The 14,197-nt window shown below is 64.3% G+C and carries 14 protein-coding genes and 2 tRNA genes; 7 read left to right on the top strand and 9 right to left on the bottom strand.

The window, feature by feature from the left end; genetic code table 11:
* Positions 1-62: 62 nt before the first annotated feature.
* Both ACLFKU_RS32570 and hemN read right to left on the bottom strand, forming a co-directional pair.
* Positions 63-147, bottom strand: a tRNA-Leu gene (locus ACLFKU_RS32570).
* A 121-nt stretch (positions 148-268) separates the two neighbouring features.
* Positions 269-1,654 (bottom strand): oxygen-independent coproporphyrinogen III oxidase, encoded by a 1,386-nt coding sequence (gene hemN / locus ACLFKU_RS32565; protein ID WP_410851857.1) that lies wholly within the window; start codon positions 1,652-1,654, stop codon positions 269-271.
* Between the two features lie 179 nt (positions 1,655-1,833).
* On the opposite strand from hemN, the gene ACLFKU_RS32560 reads away from it, so the two are divergent.
* From ACLFKU_RS32560 to ACLFKU_RS32550, 3 genes are all read left to right on the top strand, one after another.
* The gene (locus ACLFKU_RS32560; protein WP_410851856.1) at positions 1,834-2,136 is read left to right on the top strand and encodes a YkgJ family cysteine cluster protein; all 303 of its coding nucleotides are present in this window, start codon (positions 1,834-1,836) and stop codon (positions 2,134-2,136) included.
* A gap of 83 nt (positions 2,137-2,219) precedes the next feature.
* Entirely contained in the window at positions 2,220-2,813 is a 594-nt protein-coding gene (locus tag ACLFKU_RS32555; RefSeq protein ID WP_018434505.1) for a DUF1439 domain-containing protein, read from the top strand.
* Positions 2,814-2,903: 90 nt separating this feature from the next.
* Entirely contained in the window at positions 2,904-3,740 is an 837-nt protein-coding gene (locus ACLFKU_RS32550) for an undecaprenyl-diphosphate phosphatase (RefSeq protein ID WP_410851855.1), read from the top strand.
* 69 nt (positions 3,741-3,809) lie between these two features.
* Here ACLFKU_RS32550 and trmB read toward each other — a convergent pair whose 3' ends face one another.
* Together trmB and ACLFKU_RS32540 are read right to left on the bottom strand one after the other, a co-directional pair.
* A complete protein-coding gene (gene trmB / locus ACLFKU_RS32545; RefSeq protein WP_410851854.1) occupies positions 3,810-4,616 on the bottom strand; it encodes a tRNA (guanosine(46)-N7)-methyltransferase TrmB in 807 nt (268 codons plus the stop codon).
* A gap of 126 nt (positions 4,617-4,742) precedes the next feature.
* Positions 4,743-4,816: transfer RNA gene (locus ACLFKU_RS32540), tRNA-Gly, on the bottom strand.
* A gap of 224 nt (positions 4,817-5,040) precedes the next feature.
* Here ACLFKU_RS32540 and ACLFKU_RS32535 point away from each other — a divergent pair.
* Entirely contained in the window at positions 5,041-6,765 is a 1,725-nt protein-coding gene (locus ACLFKU_RS32535; protein WP_410851853.1) for a methyl-accepting chemotaxis protein, read from the top strand.
* A gap of 133 nt (positions 6,766-6,898) precedes the next feature.
* On the opposite strand, the gene ACLFKU_RS32530 is transcribed toward ACLFKU_RS32535, so the two are convergent.
* The 3 genes from ACLFKU_RS32530 to ACLFKU_RS32520 form a co-directional block, all read right to left on the bottom strand.
* Complete coding sequence (locus ACLFKU_RS32530) at positions 6,899-7,462, bottom strand: YggT family protein (protein ID WP_368584966.1); 564 nt, start codon at positions 7,460-7,462, stop codon at positions 6,899-6,901.
* A 156-nt stretch (positions 7,463-7,618) separates the two neighbouring features.
* The gene (locus ACLFKU_RS32525; RefSeq protein WP_410851852.1) at positions 7,619-7,939 is read right to left on the bottom strand and encodes an EthD family reductase; all 321 of its coding nucleotides are present in this window, start codon (positions 7,937-7,939) and stop codon (positions 7,619-7,621) included.
* A gap of 96 nt (positions 7,940-8,035) precedes the next feature.
* The gene (locus tag ACLFKU_RS32520; protein WP_410851851.1) at positions 8,036-8,971 is read right to left on the bottom strand and encodes a Rossmann-like and DUF2520 domain-containing protein; all 936 of its coding nucleotides are present in this window, start codon (positions 8,969-8,971) and stop codon (positions 8,036-8,038) included.
* Positions 8,972-9,187: 216 nt separating this feature from the next.
* Here ACLFKU_RS32520 and ACLFKU_RS32515 point away from each other — a divergent pair, with 216 nt between their 5' ends.
* The 3 genes from ACLFKU_RS32515 (at position 9,188) to ACLFKU_RS32505 (ending at position 11,278) form a co-directional block, all read left to right on the top strand.
* The gene (locus ACLFKU_RS32515) at positions 9,188-9,403 is read left to right on the top strand and encodes a hypothetical protein (RefSeq protein WP_368584993.1); all 216 of its coding nucleotides are present in this window, start codon (positions 9,188-9,190) and stop codon (positions 9,401-9,403) included.
* A gap of 387 nt (positions 9,404-9,790) precedes the next feature.
* Positions 9,791-10,105 (top strand): hypothetical protein, encoded by a 315-nt coding sequence (locus ACLFKU_RS32510; RefSeq protein WP_368584963.1) that lies wholly within the window; start codon positions 9,791-9,793, stop codon positions 10,103-10,105.
* Between the two features lie 207 nt (positions 10,106-10,312).
* Positions 10,313-11,278: a threo-3-hydroxy-L-aspartate ammonia-lyase gene (locus ACLFKU_RS32505; protein WP_410851850.1), complete on the top strand. Its 966-nt coding sequence runs from the start codon at positions 10,313-10,315 to the stop codon at positions 11,276-11,278.
* A 71-nt stretch (positions 11,279-11,349) separates the two neighbouring features.
* Here the strand turns inward: ACLFKU_RS32505 and ACLFKU_RS32500 are convergent, their stop codons facing one another.
* Both ACLFKU_RS32500 and ACLFKU_RS32495 read right to left on the bottom strand, forming a co-directional pair.
* Complete coding sequence (locus ACLFKU_RS32500; protein WP_410851849.1) at positions 11,350-12,030, bottom strand: LysE family translocator; 681 nt, start codon at positions 12,028-12,030, stop codon at positions 11,350-11,352.
* A gap of 47 nt (positions 12,031-12,077) precedes the next feature.
* The gene (locus ACLFKU_RS32495) at positions 12,078-13,652 is read right to left on the bottom strand and encodes a UbiD family decarboxylase (RefSeq protein WP_410851848.1); all 1,575 of its coding nucleotides are present in this window, start codon (positions 13,650-13,652) and stop codon (positions 12,078-12,080) included.
* Positions 13,653-14,197: the final 545 nt, after the last annotated feature.

The raw sequence follows: 14,197 nt of genomic DNA, 5'->3' as shown, positions 1-14,197 counted from the left end.
CGCTCAGCGCTGGCTGTCGGGGCTTCGTGGGAACCGTTGAAACCGGTTGAAGAGTGTTTGTTTGGTGCCCAGGGCCGGAATCGAACCGGCACGCCTTGCGGCGGGGGATTTTGAGTCCCCTGCGTCTACCAATTTCACCACCTGGGCAGATACTGCGGCGCGCTTCAGAAGTTCAGCGCGCGAGGAAGACGCAGATTATGGCCGAAAATCGGTCGACGGGCAAGCCGATTACCTTCACCCGCCGCAGCGCGTGCGCGGCGAGCAGTGCTCAAACCGTGCGCGAGAACCGTGTGAGCGTCTGCTCGCCGAGATAGCGGTCGAATACCATCGCGAGATTGCGCACGAGCATGCGGCCGGCCATCCGCACTTCGAGCTTGCGCGCGCCGAGCGAGATCAGCCCGTCGTCCTCGAATGCACGCAAGCGCGCGAGTTCCGGCGCGAACGTGTCGGCGAAGCGGATGCCGTACGCCGCCTCGAATTCGTCGAAACGCAGTTCGAGGTTGCACATCAGCTGCGTGATCACGTCGCGCCGCAGACGGTCGTCGGCGGAAAGGCGGATGCCGCGCGCGATCGCGAGCCGGCCCGCATCGATCGCGTCGGTGTAGGCGGGCAGCTCTCGCGCGTTCTGCGCGTACACGTCGCCGACCTTGCCGATCGACGAGGCGCCGAAGCCGATCAGATCGCACTCGGCCCGCGTGCTATAGCCCTGGAAATTGCGATGCAGCGTGCGCTGCGCCTGCGCGCGCGCGAGATCGTCGGTGGGCAGCGCGAAGTGATCCATGCCGATGTACACATAACCCGCCTCCGTCAGCCGTTCGACCACTCGTTGCAGCAGCGCGAGCCGCTCCTCGCTCGACGGCAGCGTCGCGGCATCCATTTGCCGCTGCATCTTGAAGAGCTGCGGCATGTGCGCATACGCGAACACCGACAGCCGGTCCGGCGCGAGTTCGAGCATCGTGTCGAGCGTGCGGCTGAAGCTCGCGACCGTTTGATGCGGCAGGCCGTAAATCAGATCGACGCCGATCGAATGAAAACCGTGTGCGCGCGCCGCTTGCATCACCGATGCGGTCATCTCGAACGGCTGGATGCGATTGATCGCCTGTTGCACGCGCGGATCGAAGTCCTGCACGCCGAGGCTCAGCCGGTTGAAGCCGAGATGGCGCAGCAGCGCGATCGTGTCGGGCGACGCCTCGCGCGGATCGACCTCGATCGAATATTCGGCTTGATCGTCGGGCAGCAGATTGAAGTGCTCGCGCGTTGCGGCCATCAACTCGCTCATCTCATGATGCGACAAAAACGTCGGCGTGCCGCCGCCCCAATGCAGTTGCGACACGGGCCGCTGCGTATCGAAACACGCTGCCTGAAAGCCGATTTCGCGTTTGAGCCGCTCGAGGTACGGCCGCGCATGCGCGCGATTTTTCGTCACGACCTTGTTGCAGCCGCAGTAGAAGCACACGGTGTCGCAAAACGGAATATGGAAGTACAGCGACAGATCGGTCGACGCGGCGCCCGGGTCGGCGGCGGCGCGGCGGTAGTCGGCGGTGTCGAACGATTCGCGGAACTGCGGCGCGGTCGGATAGGACGTATACCGGGGACCATTCGCGCTGTAGCGCGCGAGCAGGTCGGGGCGGAACAGGGTGTCGGCTAGGGACATGAGCGGTATCGGACGGTGGGCGGCGCTCGCGGCGTATCGCGTGTGCATGGCCATTCGGTAGTTTTCAGTTTAAGTGCGCGTCTGCGGGCTCCGTTCGTGTAAAAAGGTCGCACAGACACGCAGTGGCACAATGCGGGTCTGGCAACGCGTTGCCAAGGTTTGAGTTCAGGAAAGATGACGTGGATCAAAGGTTGAACAGCGCACCAGTGGACGATCACGCGTGCCGTCCCGATTGCGGCGCGTGCTGTATCGCGCCGTCGATTTCGAGTCCGATTCCGGGCATGCCCAACGGCAAGCCTGCGGGCGTTCGCTGCGTGCAACTCGGTGACGATCTGCGCTGCGCGATCTTCGGCCGGCCGGAGCGGCCCGCATGCTGCTCGGGTCTGCAACCGCAACAAGAGATGTGCGGCGCGAATCGCGGTGAAGCGCTCGCGTGGCTCACGCAACTTGAGGCGCAAACACAGCCGGCATCGCATCCATGATGCGCGGCATGCGATAAGCGCCATCACCCACCTCACAGCCAACGCAAGCCGATGTCCGCAAGGGCTTCCACAGGAGATTTCGCATGACCCGACCCGCAGCGCCGGCCCGGCGCCGCTTTCTGCGCGCCGCGCTGACCGGCTGCAGCGTGCTTGGCATCACTGTGTCGCTCGCGGCGTGCGCGAGCCCGACTTTTCCGTTCATGCCGTCGCAATACACGTTCTCGCAGAAGCAGGTGCAGGAGGCCGTGCAGCGCAAATTCCCGTATCAGCGCACGGTGTCGCAGGTGTTCGACGTCGCGCTGAGCAATCCGGTGGTGGGCATGTTGCCCGATGCGAACCGCGTGCAGGTGAAGCTCGACGCGCGTTTCGCGAGCCCGTTCCTGCAAGAGCCGGTCGATGGCGTGTTCACTTTGTCGAGCGAACTTGCCTACGACGCGGCGAGCCGTTCGGTGATCCTCAAGTCGCCAAGTGTCGATAACGTCAGCGTGAGCGGCCAGGCGCAGATGTACACGCAGCAGATCAACGCGGCCGCGGCGCTGCTCGCGACCCAATTGCTGACCAACTATCCGATCTACACGTTCAAGCCCGAGCAACTGCAATTTGCCGGCGTCCATTACGAACCCGGTACAATCACCATCCTTTCAAACGGCATACGCGTGCAGATCGTCGAAAGATGACGTGCACGTGCGGCCACGAGGGCCGCGCATGCCAGTCATGACCGTGCAGGCCCATTTCGTTGCGACAACCAACTGCGATAAGGGGCACGGATGGACTGGCTACTGGCTTGCAAAGCGCTGATTCTCGGCGTGGTCGAGGGTTTGACGGAGTTCCTGCCGGTGTCGAGCACCGGGCATCTGATCGTCGTCGGCAGTCTGATCGATTTTTCCGACGAGCACGCGAAGACCTTCGATGTCGTGATCCAGCTCGGCGCGATTCTCGCCGTGTGCTGGGAGTTTCGCCGCCGCATCGGCAACGTGATCGTGGGTCTGCCGAACCGGCCGGAAGCGCGCCGCTTCGCGCTGAACGTGATCATCGCGACGATTCCGGCGATCGTGCTGGGCCTGCTGTTCGAAAAGTCGATCAAGGAGGCGCTGTTTGCGCCGGTGCCGGTCGCGTTCGCGCTGGTTGCGGGCGGCGTCGTGATCCTGTGGGCGGAGGCGCGTCAGCGTGCGCGCGGCGACGCGGCGGTGCGGGTGCGCAGCATCGACGACCTGAGCCCGCTCGATGCGCTGAAAGTCGGCCTCGCGCAGTGTTTCGCGCTGATTCCGGGGACTTCGCGCTCGGGCTCGACGATCATCGGCGGCATGCTGTTCGGCATCGAGCGCCGTGCCGCGACCGAGTTTTCCTTCTTTCTCGCGATTCCGATCATCTTCGGCGCGACCGCCTACGAGCTGTACAAGGACTGGCATCTGCTCACCACCGACGCGCTCGGCAGCTTCGCGCTCGGCTTCGCGGCTGCGTTCGTCAGTGCGTTCATTTGCATCCGCTGGCTGCTGCGCTACGTCGCGTCGCACGACTTCACGGTGTTCGCGTGGTATCGCATCGGCTTCGGTCTGCTGATCCTGCTGATCGGCTATAGCGGCGGGTTGAGCTGGGCCGATTGAGGTTGGCCGTGCGATGAAAAAAGGTCCGCAAATGCGGACCTTTTTTCGTTGGCTTGCCGTTTTGTCGCTTCACGCGGCGGCGCGCTTGCGGAACACCAGGTCCCACACGCCGTGGCCGAGCCGCAGGCCGCGCCGCTCGAACTTCGTCACCGGACGATAGTCGGGCCGCGGTGCGTAGGTGTCGGCGGTGTTTTCTAGCAGTGGATCGGCGCCGAGCACTTCGAGCATCTGTTCGGCGTAGTTCTGCCAGTCGGTCGCGCAATGCAGATACGCACCGGGCTTCAGGCGCGACACGAGCAGCGCGACGAACTTCGGCTGGATCAGCCGGCGCTTGTGATGACGCGCCTTGTGCCACGGATCGGGGAAGAAGATGTGCACGCCGTCGAGGCTGTCGGGCGCAATCATGTGCTCGAGCACTTCGACCGCGTCGTGCTGGATGATGCGGATGTTCGTCAGCGACTGCTCGCCGATCAGCTTCAGCAGCGCGCCGACGCCGGGCTCGTGGACTTCGACGCCGAGGAAGTCGTCGCCGGGACGTTGCGCGGCGATCTCCGCGGTGGTCGCGCCCATGCCGAAGCCGATCTCCAGCACGCGCGGCGCTTCGCGGCCGAACACGCCGGTCCAGTCGGGCTGCTGCGGCGTGTAGGGCACGACGAAGCGCGGGCCGAACTCATCGAGCGCGCGGCGCTGGCCGGTCGACACGCGACCCGCGCGCGTGACGAAGCTGCGGATGCGGCGGTGATGAAGCGTGTCTGCCGGCGCCGCACCGGGCGTACCGTCGACGTGGTTCGTCCCGTCGCGGGTGGAGTGGTCTGCGGCGCTGGTGGGAGTCGGGGAGTCGTCCGGGAGACCGGAGTCGTTTGGATCGTGGATCATCGTCGATGCTGCTGCAAGGGTGAGGGCTGCGCGGCTTGCGCGCTGTGCCGGGCCGTTGCCACTACAAAAAAGCCGCCTTCAGGGAGGCGGCTCTTGCTAGCTTCCGCTGAATTCTCAGCAGGAAAGTGGAGCGGGCGATGGGAATCGAACCCACGGCTCTAGCTTGGGAAGCTAGGGTATTACCATTATACGACGCCCGCGGAACTCGCGATTTTACAGGCTTTTGGGCGGTTTGGGCAGGGGTATGGTTCGCGCGCACGAACGGCCGCCTCGTCTTTTCGCGTCGACGGTCAGAACGGCGCGCGTCTTCAGATGGCGTGTGCACCTGCCGTTAACCCGAATGCTGCCCAACATCGTGCGCTTGCGCACCGGCAAGCCGTCACGCTCGCGGCGCTCCCCATCCTGTTCAAGAGACTTTCCCAAGATGCAGTGGTTTTCCAATCTGAAACTGAGCCACAAGCTGGTCGGCTCGTTGATGCTGTGCGCGTTCGTGACGGCCATCGTCGGCACGGTCGGTGTGCTGAAGGTGCGCGAAGTCGCGACGATGCAAACCGAAATGTACGACCGCGAATTCGTGCCGGTGCGCGACGACGGCACCGCCGCGTGGCAGGCGGCCTCGCACTTCCGTCGCCTCTATTCGTACATCCTGAATCCGGAGCCGGCCGGCCGCGCCGATACGGTGCGCCTGAATCACGGCGGTGAAGCGGCGATCCTGGCGGCGTTCGACTACGAGCGCAAGCACGCGACCACGGACGCGCAAAAGCAATTGCTGAGCGACTTCGACGCCGCCTATCCGGCCTATATCAGTTCGGTCGCGAAGGTGATGGCGCTAGCCGACCAGGGCGATCAGACCGGCGCGCTCGCCGAACTCAAATCGACCACCGACCCGCTGCACGTCAAGCTGCGCACGCTGATGATCAAGCTGTCGGACGTGCGGGATGAGTTGGCCAGACAGCGCGTCGCCAACGGCGTCGACATGGTTCGCTCGGTGACGTGGTGGATCGCGAGCTGCGCGGTCGTCGGCGTTGCGATTGCGATCGGCTTGGGGCTGCTGGTGACGCGGGCGGTCGTGCGGCAGATCGGCGGCGAACCGGCCGAAGTCGCGAAGGTCGTCGAGCAGATCGCGGGCGGCGACCTGAGCCAGCGCCTGCACACCGGCGCCGCCGACGAGCGCAGCATCCTGCGCGCGGTCGCACACATGCAGGAGCGTCTGGCGTCGACGATCGGCTCGATCCGCGAGAGCGCCGAGTCGGTCAGCATCGCTTCGCAGCAGATCGCGAGCGGCAACATCGATCTGTCCGCGCGTACCGAAGAGCAGGCCGCTTCGCTCGAACAGACCGCGGCGAGCATGTCGGAGTTGACGCAGACCGTCGGCCGCAACAGCGACAACGCGCGCAACGCGAGCGCGCTCGCGACTCAGGCGGCACAGGTCGTCAACACCGGCAACACGGCGGTCGAGGGCATGGTGCGCACGATCGGCGAGATCAGCGGCAGCTCGACGAAGATCTCGGAGATTACCGGCGTGATCGAGGGCATTGCGTTTCAGACGAATATTCTTGCGTTGAACGCGGCCGTCGAGGCGGCGCGCGCGGGCGAGCAGGGGCGCGGCTTCGCGGTGGTCGCGAGCGAGGTGCGCAATCTGGCGCAGCGTTCGGCTAGCGCGGCGAAGGAGATTAAGGAGATGATCACGACGTCGGTCGCGATCATCGAGGGCGGCACGCAGCAGGCGGCCGAAGTCAGCACGACGATGGCGGATATCAAGGACGCGATTCATCGCGTGTCGGACATCGTCGGCGAGATCGCGACGGCCTCGGAAGAGCAGAACCGCAGCATTCACCAGGTCGGCCAGGCCGTCACGCAGATGGACGAGACCACGCAGCAGAACGCGGCCCTCGTCGAACAGGCCGCGGCGGCCGCGCAATCGCTCGAAGCGCAGGCGCGCAAGATGAAGCAGACGGTGTCGGTGTTCCGGACCGCGGAGAGCCGCGGTTTTGCGGCGGCCGTGTCGAAGCCGGCGCGGGCGTCGACTCAGGCGCCGGCGCGCGTGCGTGTCGACCAGCCGGCGTTGCCGCGACCCGCGGTGGCCGTGCCAGCGCGCGAGCGCGTGGCGGCGACCGCGGCTGCGGAGGGCGACTGGAGTACGTTCTGATCCACGGCTCGCGACCGAGCCTGGCGATCCGAAAATTGACCGCCTGAGGCGGTCGAAGCCGCCACAACGATCAGCAGACACGAAAACGCCGCCGCGTGCGGTCGCAAGCGGCGGCGTCTCCAACGCGATCAGGTCAGATCACAAAATAAGTCAGTTGAACCGCCGCGCGCGTGACGACCATCTGCAGCACTTGCACGATCACGAACAGCAGGATCGGCGACACATCGATACCGCCGAACTTCGGCAGCACGCGGCGCAGCGGATTCAGAAACGGCGCCGTCAGCTGATACAGAATCGGCATCGCCGGCGAGCGCGGATTGAGCCACGACAGCAGCGCCATCAGGATCGTCATCCAGATGATCAGATTGAGCGCCCATTTGATCGCAGTGAGTACCGCGACGATCAGCAGCGTCGGCACCAGCGTCAGCGGATCGGCACCGGTCATCACGATCATCAGGAGGACGTAGATAATCGCGGCGATCAGCGTCGCGGCCACGCTCGCCCAGTCGATCCTGCGCGTGCTCGGCAGAATGTGCCGCAACGGCAGCACGATCCAGTTGGTCGCCTGCAGCACGGCATTCGAGACCGGGTTGTACGGCGGCAGGCGCACGACCTGTAGCCACGCGCGCAACAGCAGCGCCGCGCCGAACAGCGTGAAAATGGTATTGAGCAGAAAACGGGCGATATCGCCAAACATCTCGTGTCCTTATGCTTCTGATAACGGCCACCGGCGGGCCGCGGGCTGCCGGCGTCGCCCGATCGGTGCGCGCCAGCGGTTTTCTGGATTAACTCGTTAGCCAACCGGAGGTTCGACGCCATTGCGCACCGCCTACCAGTGGTTGTCTGTCCGGCATCACACGGAAATCCGGACCTCGCTGATCAGGATCGTGCCGTTGCCGCCGTCGGTGTAGTTCGGGATATCCGCCAATAGTTGCTCGGACGCGGGCTTGAACACTTCATAGAAGTCGTCCGCGCTATCGAACAGGAAGTGACCCGCTGCCACGTAAGGCGGCGGCGTGCCGGGCGGTCCGGCGTTCAGGCCCGCGTCGACCGACCAGCTTTTCAGCGCCGACCCGAACAGTTTCGCCGCGAGCGGCATATGGGTCGCGCAGTAGTAGTCCATGTCGAAGCGGCCATTTTCCCGGTACGGGTAGAGGATGCTGACCTTGATCATTGTGCGTTCTCGTCTGTTGATCCCGAGGCGCGGCGCGGGTCGTCGCGTGATTCGCGTCTGCTTCGCCCGGCGCGCCGGACGTCACATTATCACGGCTTACTTGACGCTTGCACCTGCTGCCGCCTGATTCAGCGAGCGGCCCAGCGATTCTTCCACAGCTTCGGAGATCGCTTCAATCGTCGCGGGCGGCGCGGCGCGCCGTCGCGCGAGGTTGACCGCGCGGCGCGTCAGCAGACCGTACAGCGCGGCATGGTCGCCGTCGAAGCTTTCGAGCAGCGCCAGCTGCTTCTCGACGACACCGGTGTCGCCGCGCGATACCGGCCCCGCGAGCGCGTTCGGCAGGCCCTTGTCGCGCGCGGTTTCGATCGTGCCGGCGAGCATCGGCAAGAGCGCGCGCAGCGCGTCGTCTTCGGCAAAGCCGAGCGTGCGCCACAACGCGACGCATTCGGCGAGGCTGCAGAGCGCAAAGCTCGCCGCGTAGTGCGCGGCGGCGTGATACAGCATGCGGCCACCCGGCGGAATCGACAGCGGATGGCAGCGCAGCGCGAGCGCGAGCGCGGTCAGCGTCTCCTTCAGTTCGCCGTCGGCTTCGATCGTCACCGAACAGCCGGCGATCCGCTCGAGATCGGCGAGCTCGCCGCTAAATAGATACAGCGGATGAAAGCCGCCGATCGCCACGCCCTGATCGCGCGCCGGCGCCAGTAATTCGACCGGCGATGCGCCGCTGCAGTGCACGAGCGCCTTGCCGGGGTGGCTTGCCGCATCGCCGCCAAAGCGGAGTGTGTGCGCTGTCGTACCGATGCTGTCGTCGGGAACGGCTAAAAAAACGATATCGGCGGCGTCGACGACCTGTTGCGGGTCGGTTGAGGCCGCGCAGTGTGCGATCTGGGCGGCGAGCCGGCGCGCGGAATCGGCCGAGCGGCTCGCCACCGCGGTGACCGGGTAGCCGGCGCGCGCAAACGCGAGCGCGAGACAGCGCGCAAGCCGCCCCGCGCCGATGAAGCCGACGCGCGGCAAGGAAGACTGGGACATGGTCACCTGCTCCAGACGGATCGTGTGAACGGGAAAGCAGCAGTATCTCGCATCCGGCGCAGCGCGAGCGCGATCCGGCCCTCGGGTCGACACCTGTCGTCGGATGAGTTTGCGGGCGATATGGCGCCAACGGTCGGTCATCGGGTGGCGCGACGCCCATGGGTGTGAAAACTGCTCACAATCGTAGTGACAGGAACAGTGGTCGATGAGCCGGTTTTGACCGTCGTATTTTCGTACTTCGTTCGCAGTCAGAAAATCGGGAGGGTAGCGATGAGTATTTTTTCTTACCGAAAACACTTGCGGTTCCTGACGCACGCCCAGCGCCGTCGCTGGTGGGATCAGAAAAAACGCCTGACGCCGCGCGTGCGGATCAGCGGCGCATACGTGCCGCCCAATGTGTCCCGCGAATTCGTTTACGTGAAGGTCGGCTAGTCGCGCGGTCTTCACAGGTGAGAAAATGCCCGGCTCGAGCCATTGAGCCGGGCATTTTTTATTGGGAAATTCCTCCGGGCTGTCAGGATTGAATCGAATTTGTAATTAAAGTTTACCGATGCGCGAACTTTAGCCCCTCGCGCTCGATCAGACCTATGACACGCGGTCCGTCGCTCGCGTGCAACCCCTTGATTCACGGCTGATTTCGCGGTCGTCGCGGCGGCGCGTAGGCGCGCTCGTGCGGCGCCCGGCCAAACGCTTCGGCTCGCCCTTGCAATTTGCAACAAATGCGAACAGTTCGGCCGGGGCTTTTTAGATACATTGATTCCGCAGCATGCGAGGCATGCGCAGTCGGCGACCTTGGCAGGCCGCGCTAGGAGAATAGAAGTGAAAAAGATCGTTCCGTTTGTCGTTGCAGCCGCACTCGGCTTGGGACTTGCCGGGGCTGCTGAGGCAGGTGTTTCCGTCGGTATCGGCCTTGGGGTGCCGATCGCGCCCGCCTATCCGGTCTATGCGGCGCCGCCGCCCGTCTATTACGCGCCGCCGCCTCCGCCGGTGTATGCGCCGCCGGTTGTGGTCGCACCGGCTCCAGTGGTGGTCGGCGGCTATTACGGCTATGGCCACCCTTACTATCGCGGCTACTACCACGGCTACCGTGGCTACTATCGCGGCGGCTACGGACACCCGTACTATCGTCATTAAGAAGCGCGGGCGCGCATGACGCGCGCGGGAACGTCGACGGCGTAACGCAGGCTTGTGCCGGGTTACGCCGCTTCTATTTGTATCGCTGGATTTTTGCTTTCCGCAGGGTTCCTCGCAGGCGTCGCGCGCTCCCGCAAGCACCATTCCAAAGCATCGATGAAGCTGGGAGAATGGCTGCTTCGCCACCGCTTCAGGAGAGCTTCGCCGATGCAAGCGCTTCCCGCTCCCACCTTCGATGACGTCCTCGACGCCGCCACGCGTCTCGAAGGCGTCGCGCACCGCACCCCCGTTCTGACATCGAGCACGTTCGACGAGCGCACTGGCGCGTCGGTGTTCTTCAAGTGCGAAAACTTCCAGCGCATGGGCGCGTTCAAGTTCCGCGGTGCGTACAACGCGATTTCGCATTTCGACGCGGAGCAGCGCAAGGCGGGGGTGCTGACCTATTCGTCGGGCAATCACGCGCAGGCGATCGCGCTGTCGGCGCGCCTCGCCGGCATTCACGCGACGATCGTGATGCCGCACGACGCGCCCGAGGCCAAGGTCGCCGCGACCAAAGGCTACGGCGGTGAAGTGATCACGTACGATCGCTACAAGGAAAATCGCGAGGAAATCGGCCGGCGCCTGGCCGAGGAGCGCGGCATGACGCTGATTCCGCCGTACGACCATCCGCACGTGATCGCCGGGCAGGGCACCGCGGTCAAAGAGCTGATCGACGAAACCGGCCCGCTCGACATGTTGTTCGTGTGCCTTGGCGGCGGCGGGCTGATCAGCGGCAGCGCGTTGTCGGCTGCTGCGCTGAGTCCGGCTTGCACGGTGATCGGCATCGAGCCCGAAGCGGGCAACGACGGCCAGCAGTCGCTCGCGCGCGGCGAGATCGTCCATATCGACACGCCGCGCACGATCGCCGATGGCGCCGCCTCGACGCATTTGGGCCATTACACGTTCGCGGTCATCCGTCGGCTGGTCGCGCGAATCGAAACGGTCAGCGACGCGCAACTGATCGAGACGATGCGCTTTTTCGCGCAGCGCATGAAGATCGTCGTCGAACCGACCGGTTGCCTCGCGGCGGCGGCGGTGCTGAATGGCATCGTGCCGGTGAAGGGCAAGCGCGTCGGCGTGGTGGTGAGCGGCGGCAACGTCGATTTGCCGAAGCTCGCGCAGTACCTCGCCTGAGCGACTGACGCCGAGACGCATGAAGAAAAAACGGCTCGCCGATGCGAGCCGTTTTTTTATTCTGGATCGCTTCAGCTTGCCACTTGTGCGGTGCTCTGTACGATCAGGTCGTGGTACCCGTTGACGATCACGCTGTACGAGAAATACGCGAACAGCAGCGCTGACAGAACGTGACACGCCCGCAGCAGACCGGCACCCGCGCGCTTGCGTCCGTGGCTGCCAAGGCCGCAGATAAAAAGCGTCCAGCACAGGCCGCCGAGAAAGAAGCCGCCGAGGAAGATCAGAGCAGTCGTCGGGCTCGTTGCGCCGGCTTTCGCGATCAGCGCGCCGCCGACCGCCGCGAACCACAGGATCGCTGAAGGCGACGACACCGCCAGCAGCACGCCACGCAGGAAGCCGCGCCATGGCGACTGATGCGGCGCAGTAGCGTCGCCTTCGCCGGCTACGGCGGGTGCCGTGGCCGGGAATATCGCTTCGCGCGCCATCTTCCAGGTGAGAAACAGCAGGATCGCCGCGCCGCCGATCCACACGACCCAGCGCACCGATTCGAACTGCAGCAGCGCGGCCATGCCCGCGAGCGCGAGCGCCGCGTAAATGAGATCGCCGACGCACGAGCCGAGGCCGAGCCAGAAGCCCGGCCGGAAGCCGTGCGACAGCGTCAGGGAAATGATCGCGACGTTGACGAGACCGATATCGAGGCACAGCGACAAGGACAGAAAAAAACCGTCCGACATCATTGAAAAAGCGTGCATCCGCGCAAGCGCTCCATCCGTTATTAGTTGTGTTGTTTGGCGCGCGTTCAGAGGCCGAGGCCCAACTCATTCCACAAGCTGTCGATACGCTGCTTGACCGCCTCGTCCATCACGATCGGGCGGCCCCATTCGCGGTCGGTTTCGCCCGGCCACTTGTTGGTCGCGTCGAGCCCCATCTTCGAGCCGAGACCGGCTACCGGCGACGCGAAATCGAGATAGTCGATCGGCGTGCGGTCGACGAGCACCGTGTCGCGCGTCGGATCCACTCGCGTGGTGATCGCCCAGATCACTTCGTTCCAGTCGCGGATATTGACGTCCTCATCGACGACGACGATGAACTTCGTATACATGAACTGCCGCAGGAAGCTCCACACGCCGAACATCACGCGCTTCGCGTGGCCGGGGTAGCTCTTCTTCATCTGCACGATCGCCATGCGGTAGCTGCAGCCTTCGGGCGGCAAATAAAAGTCGGTGATCTCGGTGAATTGCTTCTGCAGCAGCGGCACGAACACTTCGTTCAGCGCGACGCCGAGTACCGCGGGCTCGTCGGGCGGTTTGCCGGTGTAGGTGGAGTGATAGATCGCGTCGCGGCGCATCGTGATCCGCTCGACCGTGAAGACGGGGAACCACTCCTGTTCGTTGTAGTAGCCGGTGTGATCGCCGTACGGGCCTTCGAGCGCGTGTTCGTAGGTTGCCGACGCACCCTTCGACGGACGCGGCGGCGCGCCGGCCGGAGCGGGCGAGGGCTCTCCTTCCTGTGGATAGATGAAGCCTTCGAGCACGATCTCTGCGCGCGCGGGCACCTGCAAACCGTCGACGCCCGGCGTGATGCACTTCGCGAGCTCGGTGCGTCCGCCGCGTAGCAGGCCGGCGAACTGGTATTCGGACAGCGTGTCGGGCACCGGCGTGACCGCGCCGAGGGTCGTCGCCGGGTCCGCGCCGAGCACGACGGCCACCGGATACGGCTTGCCGGGATTTTTCAGCGCGAACTCGCGGAAATCGAGCGCGCCGCCGCGATGCGCGAGCCAGCGCATGATCAGTTTGTTGCGCCCGATCAGTTGCTGGCGATAGATACCCAGGTTTTGTCGGCTCTTGTTCGGCCCTTTCGTGACGGTCAGGCCCCAGGTGATCAGCGGCCCGGCATCGCCCGGCCAGCAGGTCTGAATGGGCAATTTGCCGAGGTCGACGTCGTTGCCTTCCCAGACGATTTCCTGGCAGGGCGGCGCGCTGACCGTCTTCGGCGCCATGTCCCACACGGCCTTCGCTAGCGACAGCAGCTTGCCGGCGTCCTTGAGCCCTTTCGGCGGCTCGGGTTCCTTCAGCGCGGAGAGTAGCCGGCCGACATCGCGCAGCGATTCGAGCGCCGCCTGGTCGCCGGCGCCCGCTTCTGCATCGATGCCCATGCCGAGCGCGACGCGGCGCGGCGTGCCGAACAGATTGCCGAGCACCGGGAAGGCGTGGCGCTCGGTGTTCTCGAACAGCAGAGCCGGACCGCCCGCGCGCAACACGCGGTCGCACAGTTCGGTCATTTCGAGATTCGGCGACACGTTTTGCGAAATTCGGCGCAATTCACCGATCGCCTCGAGGCGGCCGGTGAAATCGCGCAAGTCTTTGTATTTCATCTGTGACGGTTCAGGGCCGCATGCACGGCGCATAGGATTGGGGGCGCAGAAGGACCGACGGATGTACGTGTCCGGCGCAAAAAACGATTGTCGATTTTACCTGCGTTAGCTAGCGCACGTAGATCAACCAAATGGTCTATCCGGAACAGCCAGGGTCGGATCGCCTAAAACGCACACAGAACAGGGCTTTCGGCCAACTGAACACTGTTTATAATTACAAATAGTTATAGATATTGCATTCTATAGTGTTGACGATCTATAAAACCGTGCATAGAATCCGACCACATTGGTTGCAGGGCGTTAACCTTTTTACCGTCGCCCCCGGTCCTCAGACGCAACGCGTCACCGTTTTACTTCCCTGCAGGGTAGAACGGCATTATTGAAGTCCCTCACCAGCGTCCACAACGCTGGTTTTTCGCGTGGGAGCCAAGCCCGATGCACATTGAATATGTGTGGGCTGTTTTTGAGATGGCTCCCCGAAACGGTATTTGTTGCCGTTTTCCCGACGTCGCTGCTGCCCAACCAGAGAGCACGCGATGTCTTGA

This window comes from Paraburkholderia sp. EG304, assembly GCF_046543485.1.
Lineage (GTDB): Bacteria > Pseudomonadota > Gammaproteobacteria > Burkholderiales > Burkholderiaceae > Paraburkholderia > Paraburkholderia youngii.
The sequence above is the reverse complement of the archived record's forward strand: the minus strand, read 5'-3'. Positions and strand labels throughout refer to the sequence as shown.

What these genes read in the sequence shown, in the direction of transcription:
- ACLFKU_RS32525 (WP_410851852.1), bottom strand. Translation starts at nt 7,939, where the DNA reads ATGATCAAGGTCAGCATCCTCTACCCGTACCGGGAAAATGGCCGCTTC.
- ACLFKU_RS32530 (WP_368584966.1), bottom strand. Translation starts at nt 7,462, where the DNA reads ATGTTTGGCGATATCGCCCGTTTTCTGCTCAATACCATTTTCACGCTG.
- trmB (WP_410851854.1), bottom strand. Translation starts at nt 4,616, where the DNA reads ATGATCCACGATCCAAACGACTCCGGTCTCCCGGACGACTCCCCGACT.
- ACLFKU_RS32555 (WP_018434505.1), top strand. Translation starts at nt 2,220, where the DNA reads ATGACCCGACCCGCAGCGCCGGCCCGGCGCCGCTTTCTGCGCGCCGCG.
- hemN (WP_410851857.1), bottom strand. Translation starts at nt 1,654, where the DNA reads ATGTCCCTAGCCGACACCCTGTTCCGCCCCGACCTGCTCGCGCGCTAC.
- ACLFKU_RS32550 (WP_410851855.1), top strand. Translation starts at nt 2,904, where the DNA reads ATGGACTGGCTACTGGCTTGCAAAGCGCTGATTCTCGGCGTGGTCGAG.
- ACLFKU_RS32505 (WP_410851850.1), top strand. Translation starts at nt 10,313, where the DNA reads ATGCAAGCGCTTCCCGCTCCCACCTTCGATGACGTCCTCGACGCCGCC.
- ACLFKU_RS32520 (WP_410851851.1), bottom strand. Translation starts at nt 8,971, where the DNA reads ATGTCCCAGTCTTCCTTGCCGCGCGTCGGCTTCATCGGCGCGGGGCGG.
- ACLFKU_RS32500 (WP_410851849.1), bottom strand. Translation starts at nt 12,030, where the DNA reads ATGCACGCTTTTTCAATGATGTCGGACGGTTTTTTTCTGTCCTTGTCG.
- ACLFKU_RS32495 (WP_410851848.1), bottom strand. Translation starts at nt 13,652, where the DNA reads ATGAAATACAAAGACTTGCGCGATTTCACCGGCCGCCTCGAGGCGATC.
- ACLFKU_RS32535 (WP_410851853.1), top strand. Translation starts at nt 5,041, where the DNA reads ATGCAGTGGTTTTCCAATCTGAAACTGAGCCACAAGCTGGTCGGCTCG.